Below are 20,165 nucleotides of genomic sequence, written 5' to 3'. Positions count from 1 at the left end.
GCGTTCAGCTCCTCTCCGAGGTGCCGCGTCCCTGCGGAGAGGTGGGCGGCAGCGGGTCGGTGCGGGAGACCTGGGTCTCCGGGTAGGCGACGTGGCCGGGCGCGACGGGGGGCGCGGGGACCTCGTCGATCGTCTCGGCGTGCTCGATGCGACAGGCGCACACCTTGTACTCGGGGATCTTGGAACGGGGGTCGAGGGCATCGATGGTCAGGGCGTTGGCCGAGGTGGGGACGGGCCAGTGGTACGGGATGAAGACGGTGTCGGGGCGGATCGCCTCGGTGACCAGCGCGGGGAACACCTCGCTGCCGCGCCGGGTGGTGACGCGGACCGGTTCGCCGTTGCGGAAGCCGTGGGAGGGGTGGAGCTCGGCCCACGGGCGCGGGGTCTGTTCGACGAGGGCGCCGAGACGGCGGGTCTGGTTGCCGGAGAGGAAGTGGGCGACGGTCCGCCCGGTGGTGAGGCTCATGGGGTACGCGTCGTCGTAGGGGTCCATCGGGGCGTGCCACTCGACGACCTGCATGTGGATCTTGCCGTCGGGGTGGTAGGTCTTCCCGTCCTCGAAGAGCCGGGGGGTTCCGGGGTGGTCGGTGCCGGGGCAGGGCCAGGCGATGCCGCCGGTCTCCTCCAGCCGTTCGTAGGTGATGCCGTAGTAGTCGTTGACGGTGCCCGCGGAGGCGATGCGCAGCTCGTCGAAGACCGCGCGGGAGTCGGCGAAGGCGAATTTGTCGCCCGCGCCGAGGCGTCTGGCGAGTTCGCACATCACCCAGGTGTCGGTGCGCACGCCGGGCGGCGGGTCCTGTGCCTTGTTGTGCTTGACGACCCGGGCCTCGGCGTTGGCCATCACTCCTTCGTCCTCGGCCCAGGTGGTGACGGGGAAGACGACATGGGCGTTGGCGGCGGTCTCGGAGAGGAAGAAGTCGCATTGGGCATGGAATTCGGCGGCGTCGTACCCGTCCTTGACCACCCGGTAGTTGGGGAGGGAGACGAAGGGGTTGTTGCAGATGCCGATCAGTCCGCGGATCTCTCCGCGCTGCATCTGCCAGACCATTTCCATCATCGAGGTTCCGGCGGGCGGGAGTTCGGACTCCTCGATGCCCCAGATCTCACAGATCTGTCTGCGGTGCTCCTCGTTCATGATCGAACGTCCGCCGGGAAGGAGGTCGGCCTTCTGCCCGTGCTCCCGGCCGCCCTGGCCGTTGCCCTGGCCGGTGAGGGTGCCGTACCCGGCGCCGGGTTTGCCGATGTGCCCGGTGGCGGTGCAGAGGTTGATCACGCTGAGGCAGTTCTCGACGCCCTGCGAGTGGTGCTCGATGCCCCGGGCGTGCCAGGCCATGGCCTTGGGCGCGCGGGCGAAGGTACGGGCGACCTGGACGATCTGTCCGGCGGGGATGCCGCAGATCTCGGCGGCGCGGGCCGGTGGGTACTCGGCGACCTTGGCCTTCACCTCCGCCCAGCCGGTGGCGTGGGCGGCGAGGTAGGCCTCGTCGGTGAGCCCCTCCTCGACGACGACGTGGAGGAGGGAGTTGAAGAACGCCGAGTCGGTGCCGGGTCTGAGGGCGACGTGGATGTCGGCGGTGCGGGCGATCGCGGTCTCTCTCGGGTCGATCACGATCAGGCTCGCGCCGCGGTCCCGGGCTCCCCACACGTACTGGGTCATCACGGGGAAGCACTCGCCGACGTTGGAACCCGCGATCAGCAGGCAGTCGGTGAGCAGGATGTCGGAGAAGGGGTTCCCGGCCCGGTCGATACCGAACGCGAGCTTGTTGGCACCGGCGGCGCTGACCATGCAGAGCCGCCCGTTGTAGTCGACGTGCCGGGACTTGAGGGCGACCCGGGCGAACTTGCCGACCAGATACGTCTTCTCGGAGAAGAGGCTGGCGCCGCCGAGGAGCCCGAAGGCGTCGTTGCCGTAGCTCTGCTGGATGCGCTTGATCTCGGAGACGGTGAAGTCGAGCGCCTCCTCCCAGGAGACCTCGCGGAACTCTTCGTCGCGGGAGCGGCGCAGCAGCGGGGCGGTGAGCCGGTCGGGGTGGTTGACCTGCTGATACGCGTTGATGCCCTTGGGACAGAGCCGCATCCGGTTGATGTCGTGGTTGCGGGGTTCCACGCCGAAGACCTTGCCTCCGTGGTCGACGCGCAGATACATCCCGCACTGCACTCCGCAGAAGCAGCAGTGGGTGGGGACGAGCGTCTCGCCCTCCTGGTCGGCGTGCCACTGGTCGGCGGGGATGCCTCCGGCGTCGCGGAAGGCGCGGGTGCCGGGCGGAGCGAGGGACGGGTCGAGCGGGACGGCCGCACGGGAGCCAGTACGGGGGGCGGTGGCGCCGGGTTCGGCCGCACGCGGGTCCACGGTCACTTGAAGCCCTTCTTCACCTGGGAGAGATAGGCACTGCCGCGCAGTACCCGCTTGCAGCGCGGGCAGTATTCGGCCCACTCGTCGAAACCGAGGCTGAGGTCGCGCATGGTGCCGCGCAGGTTCTCGACGTACGGGCCGGTGTCGATGGGCTCCTCGCAGCGGCGGCAGCCGAGGACCTCCTGGCCCTGCCGGGCGGTGTACTTGAACAGCTGCATGCCGACCGCGGCCGGGCGCTGGACGATGTGGAAGAACTTCCCGAACGGGATGTAGATGAGGGTGAACACCACCGCCACCATGTGGAGGATCGCCAGGAACTGGTATCCGCCGCCGTGCAGGAAGATCGAGGAGAAGGTGAGCAGCAGACCGGTCACCGAGATGACGATGAGCGCGATCAGCGGCACCAGGTCGTAGCCGAAGCGCTGACCGGTGATGGCGCCGCGGTCCTTCATCCGGCGCCACAGGAAGTACGAGGCGCCGGGGATGACGAGCACGGCCGCGATGTCCAGGCCGTGGAACATCAGCCAGCCCACGATGTCGAGCGAGTCGAAGCCGAGGATCTTGAAGCCCCAGATGCGCATCTCGTAGCCGGGCCCCGAGCCGGTGCCTGACGTGAAGGTGAACCAGCCCCAGGTCAGCGGGAAGGTGATCAGCGCGGCGAGGACGCAGCCCCAGAAGATCAGCTGGTGGGCGGCCCAGCGGGCGTGCGAGCGGGCGCCGAGGAATTTCTGGAAGCCGAGGTAGGTGGCGATCATCCGGGGCAGCGCGGTCGGCGCCTTGCGGAAGTTGGCCACCGAGAAGAAGCTCCGCCAGCCCTGCTTGAACAGCCGCCGGGCGCCGGGGGCGGAGACCCAGACCGTGTAGCGGTAGGCGACGCCGAAGGCGAGGAAGACGGTGGCGACGGCGTACGGGAGGAGGGCGGAGTCGAAGTTCTCCAGCAGCCGGCTGCCGAACACGATCGCCAGGATCAGCAGCACGGAGACGATCACACCGGCGGCGGTCGCGCGGGCGGCGACGGAGCGGGGGCCGGTGGTTCCGGAGCCGCCGGTGTGCGGGGCGCCGGTGCGGGGGGCATCGGCCGGGGGGCCGCCGGTGCGCGTGGCGTCGGGGACGTCGGGGGCTTCTGGCGGCTCGTTCACTTCGCCAACGTAGGGCGTTTTGCGGTGTTTGCTCTTGTTTTGCGGTTCGGCCGGGTGAACCGTTCGTCCGTCCGGGGGCGTGCCCCGTCCGGCAGGGCGGAGCGCGTCTGGTCTGCTGGCTCCCATGCCCGTCATGACGGCTCGCAGCCGTACCGAGAAACACCGCGCGTCGACACCGCTGGAGCTCTTCTTCGACCTCTGCTTCGTGGTCGCGGTGTCCCAGGCCGGCGCGCGGCTGGTCCACGCCGTCGCCGGGGATCACTTCCTGACCGGGATCGGCGGCTACGCGGCCGTCTTCTTCGCGATCTGGTGGGCCTGGGTCAACTTCAGCTGGTTCGCCTCGGCGTACGACACCGACGATCCGCTGTACCGCCTCGTGACGCTGGTCCAGATCACCGGGGTGCTCATCCTCGCCGCCGGGGTGCCGCGCGCCTTCAGCGCGGGCGACTGGACGGTCGTCGTCATCGGGTACGTGGTGATGCGGCTCGCGCTGACCAGTCAGTGGCTGCGCGTCGCGCACTGCACCCAGGACGGCGAGCGGCGCGTCGCGCAGCGGTACGCGGCCGGGATCACGGTGGTGCAGCTGGGCTGGATCGCCATGCTGTTCCGGCCTGGTGACGCCACGGCCTGGACCCGGGGAACCGTCTTCGCCGTGCTCGCGCTGATGGAGATGGCCGTTCCGGTGATCGCCGAGCGCGACCGCGCGACGAGCTGGCATCCGCATCACATCGGTGAGCGGTACGGGCTGTTCACGATCATCGTGCTGGGCGAGTCGATCGCGTCGGCCACGATCGCGGTGCAGGAGGCCCTGGACGAGCACGAGGCGCTCGGTGAGCTGCTGCCGATCGCCGCGGGCGGGCTGCTGATCGTCTTCTCCGCCTGGTGGATCTATTTCGCCGTGCCGATCCATGACTACCTGCGCGGCAGCAGGGAAGCGTTCATCTGGGGGTACGGGCACTATCTGATCCTCGGTTCCGCGGCGGCCATCGGCGCGGGCATCGAGGTCTCGGTGGAGGAGGCCGTGGGCAAGGCCCACGTCCCGACCACGGTGGCCGCCGCCTCGGTGACCCTCCCCTCCGCGCTCTTCCTGCTGACGGTATGGGCGCTGCACGCCCGCCACTTCAAGCGTGACCTCGCGGAGCAGTTGCCGCTCCCCGTGGCCGCCGCGGCCATCCTGGCCTGCACGTTCGTCGGCGGGTGGGCGGTGCTCGCGGCCGGTCTGGTGGCTTCGGCGGCCGTGGCCGCCGGGGTGCTGCTGTCCCGGCGCTCGATGGTGGCGGGCTGAGCACGGCGTACGAGCCGGGCGGGCATGGTGAGGAGCATGCGGATGACGAAAGCATCCAGGGAACCGCTGGAACGCGCCGCGCTGCCGGACGCCGGACCGCCCGGTGCCGGACCGTCCGATGCCGCACCACCGGACGCCGCACCACCCGGTGCCGGACCGTCGGACATCACGCCTCCGGACGCCGGGCCGCTCGACGCGCTGACCGATGTCGCGGGGCTGTGCGTCGGCCACGCCCGGGTGCCCGGCGAGGGCGCGCTGAGCGGCACCACCGTGGTCCTCGCCCCCGAGGGCGGCGTGGTCGCGGCCGTCGACGTACGCGGCGGCGGCCCCGGCACCCGGGAGACGGACGCGCTCGATCCGCGCAATCTGGTGCAGCGGATCGACGCCGTGGTCCTGACCGGCGGCAGCGCGTACGGCCTGGACGCGGCGTCCGGCGTGATGGCCTGGCTGGAGGAGCGGGGGCGTGGGGTGCGGGTCGGCCCCGGTCCGGCGCAGGTGGTGCCGGTGGTCCCCGCCGCCTGTCTCTTCGACCTGGGGCGGGGCGGTGACTGGCGGGCCCGCCCGAACGCCGCGACGGGCCGCGCGGCGGTGCAGGACGCGGCGGATACGGGGCCGGGGGCCCCGGTCGCCGAGGGGTGCGTGGGGGCCGGGGCGGGGGCGGTCGCCGATCAGCTCAAGGGCGGCACGGGCACGGCGAGCGTGCGGCTGCCCTCCGGGATCACGGTGGCCGCGCTCGCGGTGGTGAACGCGGCGGGCTCGGTGGTCGATCCGCGCACCGGAGTGCTGTACGGGGAGTACGGCACCGCCGGAGCACCGGCGCACCACCCGGCACCCGAGGTGGTGCACGCGGCGCGACAGCGCCTGACCAGGCTGCGGGAGGAGAACGCCCGGCCGCCGCTCAACACCACGCTCGCCGTGGTCGCCACGGACGCCGACCTCACCCGGGCCCAGGCGCAGAAGCTCGCGGGCACGGCGCACGACGGGCTCGCGCGCGCCGTGCGCCCGGTGCACCTGCTCAACGACGGGGACACCGTCTTCACACTGGCCACCGGCGCCCGGCCGCTCGACCCGCGCGACCCGGTCGCGCTCAACGAGCTGCTGGCGGCCGGTGCGGAGGTGCTGGCGCGCGCCGTCGTGAAGGCCGTCCGCGCGGCCCGGGGCGTCGACACCCGGCCGGACGGGGGCTGTTACCCCTCGTACACCGAGCTGTACGGCATACGGCCGCACCTCCCGCCCGCACCGGAGGGCGGCTTACCGGCCGTCGACTCGCCCGCCGGGTAGGGCAGTTCAGAAGTTCGGGCGAATCCTCAGGAACCATCGGCGTACGCCATACGTTTTCCCGAACCCCGGTCACGATGTCAGACCCAGGGACTACGTTAAGCACGCAGCAAGTAACACGCGGCAACGGCCTGGAGACAGCACCTTGAGCGATCCGTACGAGACAACCGAGCAGCACCTCGACCGACTCCTGCGACGGGCACTCAACTCTTTCGACCTGCCCGACAGCACGGTCGACAGACTCGGCAGCGCGCTCGCCCACAGCAGTTCCCTGCACTCCTCGCACCACAGTTCCGCGCTCCACCGCGAGACCTACCGGCACACGTACCTCCTGTCCGACGGCACGGCGCTCAGCCTGTGGGAGCTGGTGCACGGCGGACCGCGGAGCACGGCGGGCCCGCAGGCGCGCACGGAGCCCGGCCTCACCCACCACGAGCTGTACGACGACGAGGCCGACGCCCAGGTCGCCGCGGCCCGGCTGGCTGGCAGCTTCGGTGACATCACGCTGTTCGGGGACGATGTCCCCCAGGCCGATCTGGAAGCGCTCTCGCTGCTGATGGCGGCTCCCCCGGCCCCGCTCCCCCGGGAGTACGCCCCGGACAACTCCGCCGACCACGCCCGCCGCGTCCTGCGCCGCGCGGAGAACAGCGACGGCCCCGGCGAGGAGACCGCCCGGCTGCTGCGCGCGGCCTTCGCCCACCACATCACCCAGGTCTGCGGCCGTCACTGCCGGCTGGACGGGCGGGACGCCGGGTTCACGCTGTACGAGCACGCCTTCCTGCTGCTGGACGGCAGCGAGACGAGCCTGTGGGAGATCGAGCACACGGCCACGCCGGACGGCCGCCACATGTGCGAGGTGTACGGCGACGAGGACACCGCGCGCGGGGCGATGGAGAGCCGTACGCACATCTGCTGACCCGGACCACCGCCGCGTCCGGGCACCGCCGCCCGGACGCGGCGGTGCCCGCACCCCGGGGCGGGGTGCGGGCACCGTGTTCCGTGTCCGGTGTTCCGGCAGCCAGAAGGCCGGTCGGCAATCAGGGGGTCAGCGCGGGCTCCCTGACGCCCTCGGCACCGGCCGCCGGGGACTCGGCGGCCCCCTCCTCCGCGAGGTCGCCGCCCTCCAGGTGCTGCCGCGACCGTGCGGGCAGCGCGAACATCACCAGGAAGATCACCGCGAGCACTCCGGCCACCCACCACAGCGAGTGGCGGAACGCCTCCGCGAACGCCGGGCCCACCTGCTGCGGCGTCAGCCGGTCACCGATCGCACCGAGGAAGACGACCGAGACCAGCCCGAGCCCGAGCGCGTTGCCCATCTGCTGCACGGTGTTGATCAGTCCGGAGGCCGAGCCGGAGTGCTCCCTGGGCACCCCGGACAGGACCGCGTCCGTCAGCGGCGCCACGATCAGGCCCATGCCGAGACCCATGACGACCAGCGGCAGGATCATCTGCCAGGACGTGATCGCCATGCCGTAGTGGTCGGACTCCCAGATGTAGATCAGCAGGCCGACGACCATCAGCAGCGCACCGGTCTGAAGCACCTTGCGGCCGAAGCGGGGCACCAGCTTCTGCACGGAGATCCCCGCGGCGAGGGAGACGGCGACCGAGAACGGCACACCGGTCAGACCGGCCCGCAGCGCGCTCCAGCCGAGGCCCATCTGCATGTAGAGCGTCCAGACCAGGAAGAAGATGCCGAGCCCGATACCGAAGGTCAGCTGCACGGCGATGCCCGCGGCGAAGCTCTTGACCCGGAACAGCTCCAGCTCGATCAGCGGCGATCCGTCCCTGCGCGCCTTGGCCCGCTCGAACAGCACCAGCAGCAGGAAGACCAGCAGGCTGCCCGCCATCGACAGGTGGCCCCACAGCGGCCAGCCCAGCTCGTGGCCACGGGTCAGCGGGTAGATCAGCATCAGCATCCCGAGGGTCACCAGGAAGACGCCGACCAGGTCGAGCCGGAGCGCCTTCGGGGCCTTGGACTCGGTGATGAACTTACGGCCGAGGAGCAGGCCCGCGATGCCGACGGGCAGGTTGATCAGGAAGATCGGCCGCCATTCGAGACCGGCGATGTTCCACTCGGTGAGCAGTGCGCCCAGCAGCGGCCCGGAGACCGCGCCGAGGCCGACGATCGCGCCGAAGAGACCGAAGACCTTGCCGCGCTCGTGCGCCGGGAAGGTGGCGTGCACGATCGACAGCACCTGCGGAACCATCAGCGCGGCGGTGGCGCCCTGGAGAATGCGGGAGGCGACCAGCATCTCCGGGCCGCCCGCGAAACCGCAGAGCGCGGAGGCCACGGTGAAGCCGCCGATGCCGATGAGGAACAGCCGCTTGCGGCCGTAGATGTCACCCAGTCGGCCGCCGGTGATCAGACCGGCCGCGAAGGCCAGGGCGTATCCCGCGGTGATCCACTGGATCGAGGTGAAGGAGGCTCCGGTGTCCTCCCGGATGCTGGGTATCGCGATGTTGACGATCGTGACGTCGACCAGGTCCATGAAGGCCGCGGTCATCACGATGGCGAGCGCGAACCAGCGCCGCCGGCCCGACGGGTCCGGGGACGCCGTGGGTCCGGATGGAGCGGACGACAGAGAGGGGGAGGAAGTCATGGGAAGAACCTAAACACCCATTAGGCCAGGGGGTGACCCAATGAGCCGTCATCCTGATGGGACGCCCGACACATCGGACGACCGGCACCCCGGGCGGCCGACCCCCTGGAAGGCTGGCACGCCAGGCGGCCCGCATGCCCTGCGGACGGCCTCGCCGGCACCTGCCGACACCTGACACACGGATGCCCGAGACACCGGCGGAAGGCTGGCCATGACCGACACCCCGGCAAGACTGCTGAACCTGCTGTCGCTCCTCCAGACGCCCCGCGAGTGGCCGGGCAGCGAGCTGGCCGAACGGCTCGACGTCAGTGCGCGCACCATCCGCCGCGACATCGACCGGCTCCGCGAGCTGGGCTATCCGGTCGAGGCCACACGGGGGTCCGTCGGCGGCTACCGGCTCGTCGCGGGCGCCGCGATGCCGCCGCTGCTCCTCGACGACGAGGAGGCGGTGGCCATCGCGGTGGGGCTGCGAGCGGGGGCGGGGCACGCCATCGAGGGGGTGGACGAGGCGTCCGTTCGGGCGCTGGCGAAGCTGGAGCAGGTACTGCCGTCCCGGCTGCGGCACCGCGTCTCGACCTTGCAGAACGCGACGATGCCGCTGGCCAGGGGCGACGGTTCGACCGTCGATCCAAGGACGCTGACGGTGATGGCGTCCGCGGTCACCGGGAAGGAGCGGCTGCGGTTCGCGTACCGGGCGGGCGACGGCACCGGGACGCAGCGGGAGGCCGAGCCGTACCGGCTGGTGAGCACGGGGTGGCGGTGGTACCTCGTCGCGTACGACCTGGGGCGCGAGGACTGGCGCACGTTCCGGGTCGACCGGGTCAGCGAGCCGTTCCCGACCGGGGCCCGCTTCACACCGCGTGAGCTGCCCACCGGGGACGCGGCCGAGTTCCTCGCCGGTTCCATCACCCGGCGTCAGCCGGAGCTGGCGGTGGACGTGAGCTTCGCGGCTCCGGCGGACTTCGTCTCCGCGCGGCTGCCGGGGTCGATCGGCCCGCTGGAACGGACCGGGGAGGACAGCTGCCGGCTGCGGACGGTGCTCGCGGACTCGCTGGAGTGGGTGGCGCTCCGGCTGGCACTCGTGGACTGCGAGTTCACCGTGCACGAGCCGCCGCAGCTGGTGGACCACCTGGCCCGGCTGGGCGCCCGGCTGACCCGCGCGGTGACCCGCTGACCGGCCGGCCCGCTCTCGTCCAGCCCGTTCTCGTCCAGCCCGTTCTCGTCCAGCCCGCTCTTCGGCCGCCGGAAGGCGTCGGCGGAAGGAGAAGCCGACGCGGGACGCCGGAAAAGAAATGAGCCCCGGCGCCAGGGGGGGGTGGGCGCCGGGACTCAGCTCGGGGCGGGTCACGCGAAGTGACCCATTTCGGATGTTACCGGATAAAGGGGTCAGGCCACAGCATCAAAGCCTGTGTCGTGGGCCATTCGCTTCAGCTCCAGCAGCGCGTGCTTCTCGATCTGGCGAATCCGCTCACGGGTGAGCCCGTGCTGCTTGCCGACCTCGGTGAGAGTCCGCTCGCGGCCGTCCTCGATGCCGTACCGCATGCGGATGATCGACGCCGTGCGGCTGTCGAGCTTGCCGATCAGGTCCTCCAGCTCCTCGCTGCGCAGCAGCGTCAGCACGGACTGCTCGGGCGAGACCGCGGAGGTGTCCTCCAGCAGATCACCGAACTGTGTGTCGCCCTCGTCGTCCACGGACATGTTGAGGCTGACCGGGTCACGGGCCCAGTCCAGGACGTCACCCACGCGCTCCGGCGTGGAATCCAGCTCGGCCGCGATCTCCGCGTGCTCCGGCTCGCGGCCGTGCTCGCGGTTGAACTCGCGCTGCACCCGGCGTATCCGCCCGAGCTCCTCCACCAGGTGGACGGGGAGCCGGATCGTGCGGGACTGGTCGGCTATGGAGCGGGTGATGGCCTGGCGAATCCACCAGGTGGCGTACGTGGAGAACTTGAAGCCCTTGGCGTAGTCGAACTTCTCGACCGCGCGCACCAGGCCCGCGTTGCCCTCCTGGATCAGGTCGAGCAGGGGCAGCCCGGCCCGGGGGTAGCGGCGGGCCACGGCGACGACGAGCCTGAGGTTGGAGCGGATGAACACGTCCTTGGCGCGCTCGCCCTCGGCGACCAGCGCCTCCAGCTCCTCACGCGTGGCCCCACCGGCCTCACTGTCCACCGAGCCGTCGAGTATCCGACGGGCGTAGACACCTGCCTCCACGGCCTGCGACAGCTCGACTTCCTTCGCTGCGTCGAGCAGGGGTGTCCGCGCGATCTCGTCCAGGTACATGCCGACCAGGTCGCGATCGGCGATCTCTCCGCCCGAGGCGCGAACACTGCTCGCCCGGCTGGTCCCAGAAGTGGCGGACGAACGACGGGCGACGGCACGGGTTGCCATGCGTGCTCCCTTGCTGAGTAGGTCGCGACACCCTCCCGGGTGCCCTGCATCCGATGGAAACAACGACTGGAATCCGGACAGAATTCCCACGCCTGGCACTCATCTTCGCGATCATGCAGTATCCTGCGTCGCCGCACCGCTGGAGGGCATACCGAAGAGCCCCACGGAATCGCAGGTCAGGCCAGGCTTTACGGGCTTTTTGGTGGCACTCCCGGACATCTGCCACTCTGCACACATGAGACCGCGCTCACATTCCGTACGCCCTCTCGTTTCCTGAACGGCGGACACCCCGCTCGCGTTCCCCTCCCGAAGACGGTCCGCCGCGCGCCCGGGTTGCTCGCGGGGCACGCAACCACGGCCCTAGGGTCTTTCGTTTGGATCAGGCTGGATCAGGGAGCGGGGGCTGGTGCGTGCAGCTGCAAGGCGGAGGAAGGAGCCGACGCGGAGCGTCGGTGACTGACGACAACGCGGCAGATGTGCGTGCCGGCCCCCGCGAGCCCGGCATGATCCAAACGAGAGGCCCTAGGGCTGGAGTACGGCACGATCCGGGACCGTGGTCCGTTACGCCGTGCCAGGGCCGCGCCTAGCGTGGTGCCGCATGGATGACACGCAGAGCGACCCGACCGGCACACTGGATGAAGCGCTGGAGCGACTGCACGCCTCCGGCCCCGAGCGCGACGGCTGGCTGAGCAACCATGCCCCGATGGCCGTAGAGGCGCTGGTCAGGCACGGCCAGGCCCCGGCCGTCCACCACTGGCTCGACGGCTACCGGCACAAGCTGGAGGACATGCCGGACACCTCGGTCCGGGTGACCGCCGCGAACTGGCGCGAGGCCCTCGGCGACCCCCGCCGGATCGCCGACTGGACGGAGTACTTCGCACGGGAGACCAGGGAGCGCCCCTGGCGGGAGGTCCTGGCCACGTGGTGGCCCCGGCTGCTCCCTGGCATCGCGGCGGGCGCCACCCATCCGGTGATCCGGGTCGGCCACTCCGTGCGCACCCTGCTCTCCGGCGAGGCGACCGCGCCCCGGGTCGCCGAGCTGGCGCACGGGCTGGGCTACTGGGCCGCCCGCCATCAGCCGTTGCCCGCACTGGCCCCACTGGCGCCCGCGCGGTCCGCCGCGGCGGCACTGGACGCGGTACCTCTCGTTCCGGAGCAGAGTGGCGGCATCCGGGACCGGCTGGCGCAGCTCACCGCGTTCCCGGTGTGGCCCGGTGAGGTCACCGGCGCCCCGGACGAGGCGCGGGACCGGCTGACAGAACTGGTCAGGGCCGCTACACACCGGTACGCCACGCACGGGCACGGTGAGCCGGTCATGCTGGTGCACGCCGCGACCGCGCCCAACGCGGTGTTGCGCGCCCTCCCCGCGCTCCCCCGCGCGCTGTGGGCGCCGAGCGTGGCGGCCGCGTGGGCGGCGAGCGCCGCGGTCACCGCCGCGTACGGCCCGGCCGAGGCTGCTGAGTACCCACCGGCGGACTCCTCCGCCGAGGAACTGTTCGCGCGGGCGGCGGCGCACGGCGACGACCACACCATCAAGTTCACCGACACCGCGCTGGATGTCGGCGACGCGACGGCCCTCGCCGCCGCGCTCCGCTCGATCGAGCTGAACCCGCCGGTCGGCAGCTGAACCCGGCGGCCGTCAGCCGAAACCGCCGACCGGTGGCTGAACCCGGCAGCCCTCCTGGGCTCCGGGCTTCAGACGGCGGGCGGCGGGCGGCACTCAGCCGAACTGCACCGAGCGCTTCGCGAGTCCCATCCAGAAGCCGTCGATGACGCTGCGTCCCCGGTCCAGCTCACCCTCCGAGGCGCCGAGCGTCACGAAGAGCGGCGCGAAGTGCTCGGTGCGCGGGTGGGCCAGCCGACCGGCCGGGGACTTGTGCTCAAAGTCCAGCAGCGCGTCGACGTCCTGCTCCTGGAGCGCCCGGTTCCCCCAGTCGTCGAACTCCGCCGACCAGCCGGGAACGCCACCGCCGGCATGACGCAGGGCGGCCAGGTTGTGGGTGAAGAAGCCGCTGCCGACGATCAGCACACCCTCGTCGCGCAGCGGCGCGAGCTTCCGCCCGACCTCCATCAGCTTCTGCGGGTCCAGGGTCGGCAGGGAGATCTGGAGTACGGGGATGTCGGCGTCCGGGAACATCTCGACGAGCGGGACGTACGCGCCGTGGTCGAGTCCGCGGTCCGGGACGTCCTGGACCGGCGTACCGGCGCCGCGCAGCAGTTTGCGTACGTTCTCCGCCAGCCCCGGGGCGCCCGGGGCGGCGTACTGGACCTGGTAGTAGTGCTCCGGGAAGCCCCAGAAGTCGTAGACGAGCGGAACCCGCTCGGTGGCGCCGAGGGCGAGCGGGGCCTCCTCCCAGTGCGCGGAGACCATCAGGATCGCGCGGGGACGGGGCAGCCCGGCCGACCAGGCGGCCAGCTCGCCGGGCCAGACCGGGTCGTCGGCCAGCGGCGGGGCGCCGTGCGAGAGGTAGAGGGCGGGCATGCGCTCCGCGGTGACTGTCATGGCACTCCCCATCCGCTGCTCATCCGGGTAAGTCTTCTGCTGGTGTCTCTTTGAGAAGGAAACGTTCTTTAATCTTCAAGTTTCCTTCTGCCGGAGACCTTAGCTCTATCTAGTTCAACATTCAAGAAAAGGCGTAGAGTGAAGCACATGACCACGGCATCCACCGGCGAGCCCCGCTGGCTCTCCGACGAAGAGCAAGGCGTCTGGCGTGCCTACCTCCACGCCACCACGCTCATGGAGGATCACCTCGACCGCCAGTTGCAGCGCGATGCCGGCATGCCGCACATCTATTACGGCCTGCTCGTCCAGCTCTCCCAGGCCCCTCGCCGCCAGAAACGGATGACGGAGCTGGCCAAGGACGCCAAGATCACCCGTTCGCGGCTCTCGCACGCCGTCGCCCGGCTGGAGAAGAACGGATGGGTGCGCCGCGAGGACTGCCCGTCCGACAAACGCGGCCAGAACGCGGTCCTCACCGACGACGGCTACGAGATGCTGCGCCGCTCCGCCCCGGGCCACGTGGACGCCGTACGGCAGGCGATCTTCGACCGGCTCACGCCCGAGCAGGTGCGGTCGCTGGGCGAGATCATGCAGGTCCTCGCCGCCGGGCTCCAGCCGGAGGGGACGGACGCGGACCTGCCCTGGCTCCGCTGACCACCGCCTGACGTACGACACACCGCGCCCCGGTCCTCCTTCCCTGCGGAGACCGGGGCGCGGTGCTGTGCGCGTCAGTACGCCAGTGCGTCAGTGGGCGACGACCGGCATCCTCAGTTCGTCCTCGACGCCGTCGGCCCCGCCCGCACCCGGGCCGCCGGCCGCCGGGCCCGTCGAGGGACGGCCCGCGTTGATGAAGGTCACCGCGATCGCGGAGGCCGCCAGCAGGATGCCCACGGCCCACCAGATGGCACCGGTGAAGCCGTGCACCATGGCCTGGAGCTTCAGCAGCTCCGGATCCCTGGCGCCGAGCGCGGCGTGCGAGGAGGCGTAGGCGGTCGCGGCCGAGGCGGCGATGGTGTTCAGCAGCGCCGTACCGATGGCACCGCCCACCTGCTGCGAGGTGTTGACCATGGCGGAGGCGACACCCGAGTCCCGGGGCTCGACGCCGTGCGTGGCCAGCGACATGGCGGGCATGAACGCCGTACCCATACCGAGGCCCAGCAGCAGCTGTCCGGGGAGGATGACCGCGGCGTAGGAGGAGTCGATGTCCAGCCGCGTCAGCAGCAGCATGCCGATGGCGGCGACCAGGAAGCCGGGCCCCATGAGCTTGCGGGCCGGAACCCGGGTCATCAGCCGGGCGCCGATCTGCGTCGAACCGGTGATCATGCCCGCGATCATCGGGAGAAAGGCGAAGCCGGTCCTGATCGGCGAGTAGCCCTTCACGACCTGGAGGTAGTACGTCAGGAAGAGGAACAGCCCGAACATCGCGATGACGGCGAGCCCCAGCGAGAGGTAGACGCCGCCGCGGTTGCGGTCCAGCACCACGCGCAGCGGCAGCAGCGGCGACGCGACCTTGGACTCGGTCAGCACGAAGGCCAGCAGCAGGACGGCGGAGGCCACGAACATGCCGATGGTCAGCCCGTCCGACCAGCCCGCGGACTCGGCGCGGGTGAACCCGTACACCAGCGAGACCAGGCCCAGCGCGGAGAGCACGACGCCCGGGATGTCCAGCGCGGAACGGTTGCGGCTGCCGGACGGCTCGCGGATCACGAAGTACGCGCCCGCCGCCGCGACGACGGCGAACGGGATGTTGACGAAGAACGTCCAGCGCCAGTTCAGCGCCTGCGTCAGGAAACCGCCGAGGATCAGCCCGACGGCACCGCCGCCCCCGGCGATCGCACCGTAGATACCGAACGCCTTGGCGCGCTCCTTGGCATCGGTGAACATCACGGCGAGCAGCGACAGGGCGGCCGGGGCGAGCAGCGCCCCGAACACACCCTGGAGTGCGCGGGAGCCGAAGAGCATGGCCTGGTTCTGCGCGGCGCCGCCCAGGGCGGAGGCCAGCGCGAAGCCGACCAGGCCGACGACGAAGGTCCGCTTACGGCCCCAGAGGTCGGCGATCCGGCCGCCGAAGAGCAGCAGCCCGCCGAAGGCGAGGGCGTACGCCGTGATGACCCACTGCTTGTTGGCGTCGGAGATGTGCAGGGCCGTCTGGGCGTGCGGCAGCGCGATGTTCACGATCGTGGCGTCGAGCACCACCATCAGCTGCGCCAGGGCTATGAACGCCAGCGCTTTCCAGCGGCTGGGGTCCGGGAGTCGGAGGTCGGCTGTTTTCGGCATGGAGGTATCCACCTAGGAACGTGCGCGTACGTGAGGAGTCGTGAAACCGGCAACGCCGGTGAAGTCGGTGACACCGGAGAAGTCGTGAAGTCGGTGAAGTCGGTGAACGGTGAAGTGGCGAAGTCAGTAAGTCAGCGAATTCGTGAATTCGTGAAGTTCTGAAGTTGTGAAGTTGTGCTGGTGAAGACGGTGAGCGGGGCCTCAGCGGCCCGCCGCGGCAGTCAGGGCCGGTGCCGCAGGTCCTCCAAGGTCGCCGCCGATCCCGGGAGTTCGGACCGGGCCGGGGTCTGGAGTCCGTCCAGGAACAGCTGCAGGTGACGGTGGGCGAATCGGTCGATGTTCAGGCAGCCGGTGCCGGGCAGCGGCCGGGTGAGCTGGGAGAGGGCGACGATCACGTCACCGACGGCGATGTCGGTGCGCAGCCGCCCCGCGGTCATGGCGCGCGACACGAGCCCCTCGACGGCCTCTTCGAGGCGTCGGCGCTCGGCGAGCAGATCGGGATGGTCCTTGTCGAAGCGGCCGGAGAGCATCGGGCACAGCGCCCCGATCCGCTCGTCGGCCGCCGCGTGCACGAAGCGGCTGAGTGCGGCGAAGGGGTCGGCCTCCTCGGCCGCCGCCTCCCGCGCCCGTTCGGTGGTACGGGAGGTGACCTCCAGGACGACTTCGTGCACCAGGGCGGCCCGGTCGGGAAAGTTCCGGTAGAGCGTGGCGTTGCCGACACCCGCACGGCGGGCGACCTCGTCGAGCGGGACCTCGGGGCCGAACTCGACGAACATCTCGCGCGCGGCCGTCACGATCCGCTCCCGGTTGCGCAGGGCGTCGGCCCGCGGGCGGGCCGCGCGGGGCCGGGGCGCTCCGGCCACGGTACGACTGGCGGTGTCCATGAGGACCGTCCCCTCTCCCTGCTCGGCTGTCCGGCTGCCACCGAGGTGGCCTCGTTCTCCATGGTGTCCCCTGGACGACCCCCTGCCGTAACCGGGGACCGCCTCCCCGGTTCGCCGGGGACACGGGTGCAAACGGGGAAGCGGTCCCCGGTTATTTCCCACGCCCTCTATGACCTGGGTCACACCATCGCGGCGGAGAACCAGCCGAACGGCGCACCCAGCGAGCGGCGCCGCACCACCCGCAACAGGCTGAACCGCAGAGCGCAGTCAGGGCCGGCCGACTGCCGCGGACCCCGAGGCGCCTGCATGGACCATCCCCGCCGCCGGATACGCGACCACCGCCGCCCGATCGTGCTCGCCTCCGCCACCGCCCTGGTCATAGCCGCCTGCGCGACGGCCAGCAGCACGCTCCCGGGCTTCGGACGGGCCTCGGGCGGGCCGGTGCCCACCACCCTCACGGCGGGCACGGCCCCGTGCCGAATACCGGCGACCATGGGCGTACAGATGTCGGAGGGGATGCCTACCCCGGTGGAGTACACCCGCTCCACGGGCCGGATACACGCGCTCAACCTGATGATCGACTTCCCGGACGCGCCGGGCTCCGGTCCGGCGATGGACCGGTACAAGGAGTTCTTCCCGCAGACCACCCAGTGGTTCCGGACCGCGTCGTACGGACGGCTCAGCTACCTTCCCGACGCCCCGCTGAAGAGCTGGCTGCGGATGCCCCAGCCGTTCTCCGCGTACGGGATAGACCGGGGTTCACCGTACGAGCCCGGCTACCGCAAGCTCGTCCAGGATCTCGCCACCGTCGCCGACCCGAAGATCGACTTCGCGAAGTACGACCTGGTCAACGTGCTGGTCACCCCGAACGCAGGCCCCTCCGCACTGGACACCGTGCTGTCGGTGACCTTCTCCGGCAACAACGAGGCCCCCCGGGCGGACGGCGTCCCGCTCGCCAACACGTCCTTCATCTACAGCCGCCAGGACGACGGCTCCGGCACGTTCGCGCGGGACGGCTACCGCGTACTGCCGCACGAGAACGGCCATGTCTTCGGCCTCCCCGACCTCTACACCCCGGCGGGCGGCGGCGCGGTCGGGCACTGGGACATCATGTCCGAGGACTGGGGGGCCAACAACGACCTGCTGGGCTGGCACAAGTGGAAGCTCGGCTGGCTCGACAACAAGCAGATCAGTTGCGCCGCCCGCTCCGGCACCAGCGACCACGTGCTCGGCCCACTGGCCACCAAGGGCGGCACCAAGCTGGCGTTCATCCCGCTGAACGAAACGACCGGCTACGCGGTGGAGGTACGCACCCCGGCGGGCAACGACCGGGCGGTCTGCCGGCCGGGGGTGCTGATCTACAAGGTGAACTCGGAGGTCGACACGGGCCAGGGGCCGGTGTCCGTCGTGGACGGCACCAAGGGCAGTGCGGGATGCACCCGCCTGCCCAATGTGCACACCGAGCTCTCCGACGCCACCTTCCGGCCCGGCGACACCTTCACCGACCGGAAGCACGGCATACGCCTCGCGGTGGTCGACAAGGAAAAGAACGGGAACTACCGGGTCCGGATAACCCGCTCGTAGGCCCCGCCCCGCAGGTCCGTGAGCCCGCCCGGTCAGCGGGCGGCCGCGACCAGGCTTTCCAGGCGGGCCTCGGTGACCGGCTCGGAGGCCGTCGCGGCGATCCGCCCGCTCGGGTCCACGATCAGCGTGACGGGCACTCCGTGGGAGGCCAGCACCCCCTTGGGCAGGTAGAGGAGGCGCTTGCCGCCCGGGTCGAGGACGTTCGGGTACGGCATGTCGTGCTTCTCGGTGAAGATCTGGGCCATCTCGGCGGACACGTCCCGGCTCAGCCCCACGACGGCGGCATCGCCCCGCTCCGCCGCCTTCCGCTGGAAGCTCGCCAGGACCGGCGCCTGTGCGCGGCAGGCCTCGCACCCGGAGGACCAGGAGGTGATCACGACGGTCTTCCCGTCGAAGTCGGAGAGGCGCACCGGACGTCCGTCGAGCCCGATGCCGGTGTAGTCGGGCGCACCGGGCCGGTACGCCTTCTCTATCGTCAACGTTCCGTTCTCGCCACGGTGGTATCCCGTGGGCGTGCCCGGACTTCCGCTGGCCGTGATCGCGGCGAAGAGGGCCCCGACGCAGACGAGAGCGGCGAGAAGGGGGACAAAGGGGCGTTTCATGGGGGTCCTTCGGGGCGGCGTCGGTCAGGCGCCACCCGACGTCCGGGCCGGGGGTTCCCCGTCCTTGCTGAACAGACGGTCCGGGGTGGACCGTTCGTAGCGCACGTCCGTCCCAGACCGTTCCTGCTGGTCACCCAGCACCGTACGCCCACCACCAACTCCGCCAGGAGACCGCCCCCTTGCCGCGCGGTATCCGAACCGCACGCCCCCGCTCCCGCCGGACGCGCTGGAGAGGGACGTGCCGGAGCCGGACGCGCTGGAGAGGGACGCGGGCCCGGCGAAGCGGCGCGCGGGGCGACGCTGGCCGCCCACAGGTCCACTGGGGGCGCGTACTGTTCTGCGTGAAAGAGGCGGTCCTCAAGGCCTGGTACCTCCTGGCCGGAACCGAACTGGGCTTCCTGGAGGCGGAATTGACGTCCCGGACGGACAACGGCAACGGCTCCTCCGGCACGGTCACCGCCCGCCTGCGCAGGCCGGGGCCGTTCACGGCGGCCCGGGGCCGGTGGCGGGTCGCCGACGGAGTCGTCGCGGCCGCGATCGTGGCCCGGCCGACCGCCTCCCGCGCATCCGGGGGCCGCACTCGCCCCACCGCACCGCCCGAAGCGCGTCCGGCGGCCTGACAGCCGCGTAACCGAACCATCCTCTGGAGGAAGAAATGCGTCTTGCCGATGCCCATGTGGAGTGTGTGACCGAGATCGCCGCCCCTCCGCAGCGCGTGTGGGAACTGGTCTCGGACATCACCACGTCGGCCCGGCACAGCCCGGAGCTCCAGGAGGTCCAGTGGCTCAACGGTGCCGAGCGCCCCGAGATCGGCGCCTGTTTCGCTGGCCGCAACCGCAACGAGGGGCTGGGTGAATGGCGGACGGTCAGCCGCATCACGGAACTGTCGGAGCACCGCGCCTTCGCGTGGGCGGTCGTCTACGAGGACAACACCGCGGGTGAGCCGCTGGCCGTCTGGACGTACACCCTGGAGCCCCTCGCGGACGGCGCGGCCACCCGGCTGCGCCACGGCATGCGCCTCGGCTCGGCCCGCGGCCCGCTGAACGACTACGTGGAGAAGCACCCGGACCGCGAGGAGGAGATCATCGACGGCCGCATCGGTCTGCTCCGCTCGGGTATCGAGTCGACCCTGGCCGGTGTGAAGTCGGAAGCCGAGAGCGGCGTACAGGGCTGACCCGGCCCCTCGCCCGGCCCCGCACGCTGACCGCCGCACAAGAGCCTGCGTACGGGGCCGGTCGGGCGTTACCATGCCGATCTGCCGATCCTCGACATTACGGA

At 71.0% G+C, this 20,165-nt stretch carries 17 protein-coding genes; 9 read left to right on the top strand and 8 right to left on the bottom strand.

The window, feature by feature from the left end; genetic code table 11:
* Positions 1-4: 4 nt before the first annotated feature.
* Together ACFVWY_RS20670 and ACFVWY_RS20665 are read right to left on the bottom strand one after the other, a co-directional pair.
* A complete protein-coding gene (locus ACFVWY_RS20670) occupies positions 5-2,356 on the bottom strand; it encodes a molybdopterin oxidoreductase family protein (RefSeq protein WP_389874338.1) in 2,352 nt (783 codons plus the stop codon).
* Positions 2,353-3,492 carry an MFS transporter gene (locus ACFVWY_RS20665; protein ID WP_389874336.1) on the bottom strand — a complete coding sequence of 380 codons (1,140 nt, stop codon included), beginning with the start codon at positions 3,490-3,492 and terminating at the stop codon, positions 2,353-2,355. Before ACFVWY_RS20665 ends, ACFVWY_RS20670 begins: the two co-directional genes overlap by 4 nt.
* Positions 3,493-3,616: 124 nt before the next feature.
* On the opposite strand from ACFVWY_RS20665, the gene ACFVWY_RS20660 reads away from it, so the two are divergent.
* The 3 genes from ACFVWY_RS20660 (at position 3,617) to ACFVWY_RS20650 (ending at position 6,971) form a co-directional block, all read left to right on the top strand.
* Positions 3,617-4,777, top strand: a complete 1,161-nt coding sequence (locus ACFVWY_RS20660) for a low temperature requirement protein A (RefSeq protein ID WP_389874334.1) — start codon at positions 3,617-3,619, stop codon at positions 4,775-4,777.
* Between the two features lie 42 nt (positions 4,778-4,819).
* On the top strand, positions 4,820-6,058 hold the full coding sequence (locus ACFVWY_RS20655; protein ID WP_389874331.1) for a P1 family peptidase: 1,239 nt from the start codon (positions 4,820-4,822) through the stop codon (positions 6,056-6,058).
* Positions 6,059-6,200: 142 nt separating this feature from the next.
* Complete coding sequence (locus ACFVWY_RS20650; RefSeq protein WP_389874329.1) at positions 6,201-6,971, top strand: DUF6227 family protein; 771 nt, start codon at positions 6,201-6,203, stop codon at positions 6,969-6,971.
* 121 nt (positions 6,972-7,092) lie between these two features.
* Here ACFVWY_RS20650 and ACFVWY_RS20645 read toward each other — a convergent pair whose 3' ends face one another.
* Positions 7,093-8,655: an MFS transporter gene (locus tag ACFVWY_RS20645; RefSeq protein ID WP_389874326.1), complete on the bottom strand. Its 1,563-nt coding sequence runs from the start codon at positions 8,653-8,655 to the stop codon at positions 7,093-7,095.
* A gap of 211 nt (positions 8,656-8,866) precedes the next feature.
* Between ACFVWY_RS20645 and ACFVWY_RS20640 the strand changes: the two genes are divergently transcribed.
* Complete coding sequence (locus ACFVWY_RS20640; protein WP_389874323.1) at positions 8,867-9,829, top strand: helix-turn-helix transcriptional regulator; 963 nt, start codon at positions 8,867-8,869, stop codon at positions 9,827-9,829.
* 212 nt (positions 9,830-10,041) lie between these two features.
* Here the strand turns inward: ACFVWY_RS20640 and ACFVWY_RS20635 are convergent, their stop codons facing one another.
* A complete protein-coding gene (locus ACFVWY_RS20635; RefSeq protein WP_389874321.1) occupies positions 10,042-11,040 on the bottom strand; it encodes an RNA polymerase sigma factor RpoD/SigA in 999 nt (332 codons plus the stop codon).
* A gap of 598 nt (positions 11,041-11,638) precedes the next feature.
* On the opposite strand from ACFVWY_RS20635, the gene ACFVWY_RS20630 reads away from it, so the two are divergent.
* Positions 11,639-12,667 carry a questin oxidase family protein gene (locus ACFVWY_RS20630; protein ID WP_389874319.1) on the top strand — a complete coding sequence of 343 codons (1,029 nt, stop codon included), beginning with the start codon at positions 11,639-11,641 and terminating at the stop codon, positions 12,665-12,667.
* Positions 12,668-12,760: 93 nt separating this feature from the next.
* Here the strand turns inward: ACFVWY_RS20630 and ACFVWY_RS20625 are convergent, their stop codons facing one another.
* On the bottom strand, positions 12,761-13,543 hold the full coding sequence (locus ACFVWY_RS20625; protein ID WP_389874316.1) for a dioxygenase: 783 nt from the start codon (positions 13,541-13,543) through the stop codon (positions 12,761-12,763).
* Positions 13,544-13,681: 138 nt separating this feature from the next.
* On the opposite strand from ACFVWY_RS20625, the gene ACFVWY_RS20620 reads away from it, so the two are divergent.
* Positions 13,682-14,194, top strand: a complete 513-nt coding sequence (locus ACFVWY_RS20620; RefSeq protein WP_389874313.1) for a MarR family winged helix-turn-helix transcriptional regulator — start codon at positions 13,682-13,684, stop codon at positions 14,192-14,194.
* A gap of 90 nt (positions 14,195-14,284) precedes the next feature.
* Here the strand turns inward: ACFVWY_RS20620 and ACFVWY_RS20615 are convergent, their stop codons facing one another.
* Both ACFVWY_RS20615 and ACFVWY_RS20610 read right to left on the bottom strand, forming a co-directional pair.
* On the bottom strand, positions 14,285-15,817 hold the full coding sequence (locus ACFVWY_RS20615) for an MFS transporter (protein ID WP_389874311.1): 1,533 nt from the start codon (positions 15,815-15,817) through the stop codon (positions 14,285-14,287).
* 221 nt (positions 15,818-16,038) lie between these two features.
* Positions 16,039-16,701, bottom strand: coding sequence for a TetR/AcrR family transcriptional regulator (locus ACFVWY_RS20610; RefSeq protein WP_389874308.1), 663 nt, complete (start codon positions 16,699-16,701; stop codon positions 16,039-16,041).
* 306 nt (positions 16,702-17,007) lie between these two features.
* Between ACFVWY_RS20610 and ACFVWY_RS20605 the strand changes: the two genes are divergently transcribed.
* Positions 17,008-18,285, top strand: coding sequence for a M6 family metalloprotease domain-containing protein (locus tag ACFVWY_RS20605; protein ID WP_389874306.1), 1,278 nt, complete (start codon positions 17,008-17,010; stop codon positions 18,283-18,285).
* 32 nt (positions 18,286-18,317) lie between these two features.
* Here ACFVWY_RS20605 and ACFVWY_RS20600 read toward each other — a convergent pair whose 3' ends face one another.
* Complete coding sequence (locus ACFVWY_RS20600) at positions 18,318-18,887, bottom strand: TlpA family protein disulfide reductase (protein ID WP_389874303.1); 570 nt, start codon at positions 18,885-18,887, stop codon at positions 18,318-18,320.
* Positions 18,888-19,066: 179 nt separating this feature from the next.
* Between ACFVWY_RS20600 and ACFVWY_RS20595 the strand changes: the two genes are divergently transcribed.
* Complete coding sequence (locus tag ACFVWY_RS20595; protein WP_389874300.1) at positions 19,067-19,507, top strand: 4'-phosphopantetheinyl transferase superfamily protein; 441 nt, start codon at positions 19,067-19,069, stop codon at positions 19,505-19,507.
* A 35-nt stretch (positions 19,508-19,542) separates the two neighbouring features.
* Complete coding sequence (locus ACFVWY_RS20590; protein WP_389874297.1) at positions 19,543-20,061, top strand: SRPBCC family protein; 519 nt, start codon at positions 19,543-19,545, stop codon at positions 20,059-20,061.
* Positions 20,062-20,165 lie beyond the last annotated feature (104 nt).

The organism is Streptomyces sp. NPDC058195 (genome assembly GCF_042883525.1).
GTDB lineage: Bacteria > Actinomycetota > Actinomycetes > Streptomycetales > Streptomycetaceae > Streptomyces.
Note: the sequence above shows the minus strand (reverse complement) of the source record. Positions and strands in the feature narration are given on the sequence as shown.

Coding starts and splice junctions, on each gene's coding strand:
- ACFVWY_RS20660 (WP_389874334.1), top strand. CDS start 3,617: ATGCCCGTCATGACGGCTCGCAGCCGTACCGAGAAACACCGCGCGTCG.
- ACFVWY_RS20655 (WP_389874331.1), top strand. CDS start 4,820: ATGACGAAAGCATCCAGGGAACCGCTGGAACGCGCCGCGCTGCCGGAC.
- ACFVWY_RS20645 (WP_389874326.1), bottom strand. CDS start 8,655: ATGACTTCCTCCCCCTCTCTGTCGTCCGCTCCATCCGGACCCACGGCG.
- ACFVWY_RS20640 (WP_389874323.1), top strand. CDS start 8,867: ATGACCGACACCCCGGCAAGACTGCTGAACCTGCTGTCGCTCCTCCAG.
- ACFVWY_RS20635 (WP_389874321.1), bottom strand. CDS start 11,040: ATGGCAACCCGTGCCGTCGCCCGTCGTTCGTCCGCCACTTCTGGGACC.
- ACFVWY_RS20630 (WP_389874319.1), top strand. CDS start 11,639: ATGGATGACACGCAGAGCGACCCGACCGGCACACTGGATGAAGCGCTG.
- ACFVWY_RS20625 (WP_389874316.1), bottom strand. CDS start 13,543: ATGACAGTCACCGCGGAGCGCATGCCCGCCCTCTACCTCTCGCACGGC.
- ACFVWY_RS20615 (WP_389874311.1), bottom strand. CDS start 15,817: ATGCCGAAAACAGCCGACCTCCGACTCCCGGACCCCAGCCGCTGGAAA.
- ACFVWY_RS20610 (WP_389874308.1), bottom strand. CDS start 16,701: ATGGACACCGCCAGTCGTACCGTGGCCGGAGCGCCCCGGCCCCGCGCG.
- ACFVWY_RS20605 (WP_389874306.1), top strand. CDS start 17,008: ATGGACCATCCCCGCCGCCGGATACGCGACCACCGCCGCCCGATCGTG.
- ACFVWY_RS20600 (WP_389874303.1), bottom strand. CDS start 18,887: ATGAAACGCCCCTTTGTCCCCCTTCTCGCCGCTCTCGTCTGCGTCGGG.
- ACFVWY_RS20590 (WP_389874297.1), top strand. CDS start 19,543: ATGCGTCTTGCCGATGCCCATGTGGAGTGTGTGACCGAGATCGCCGCC.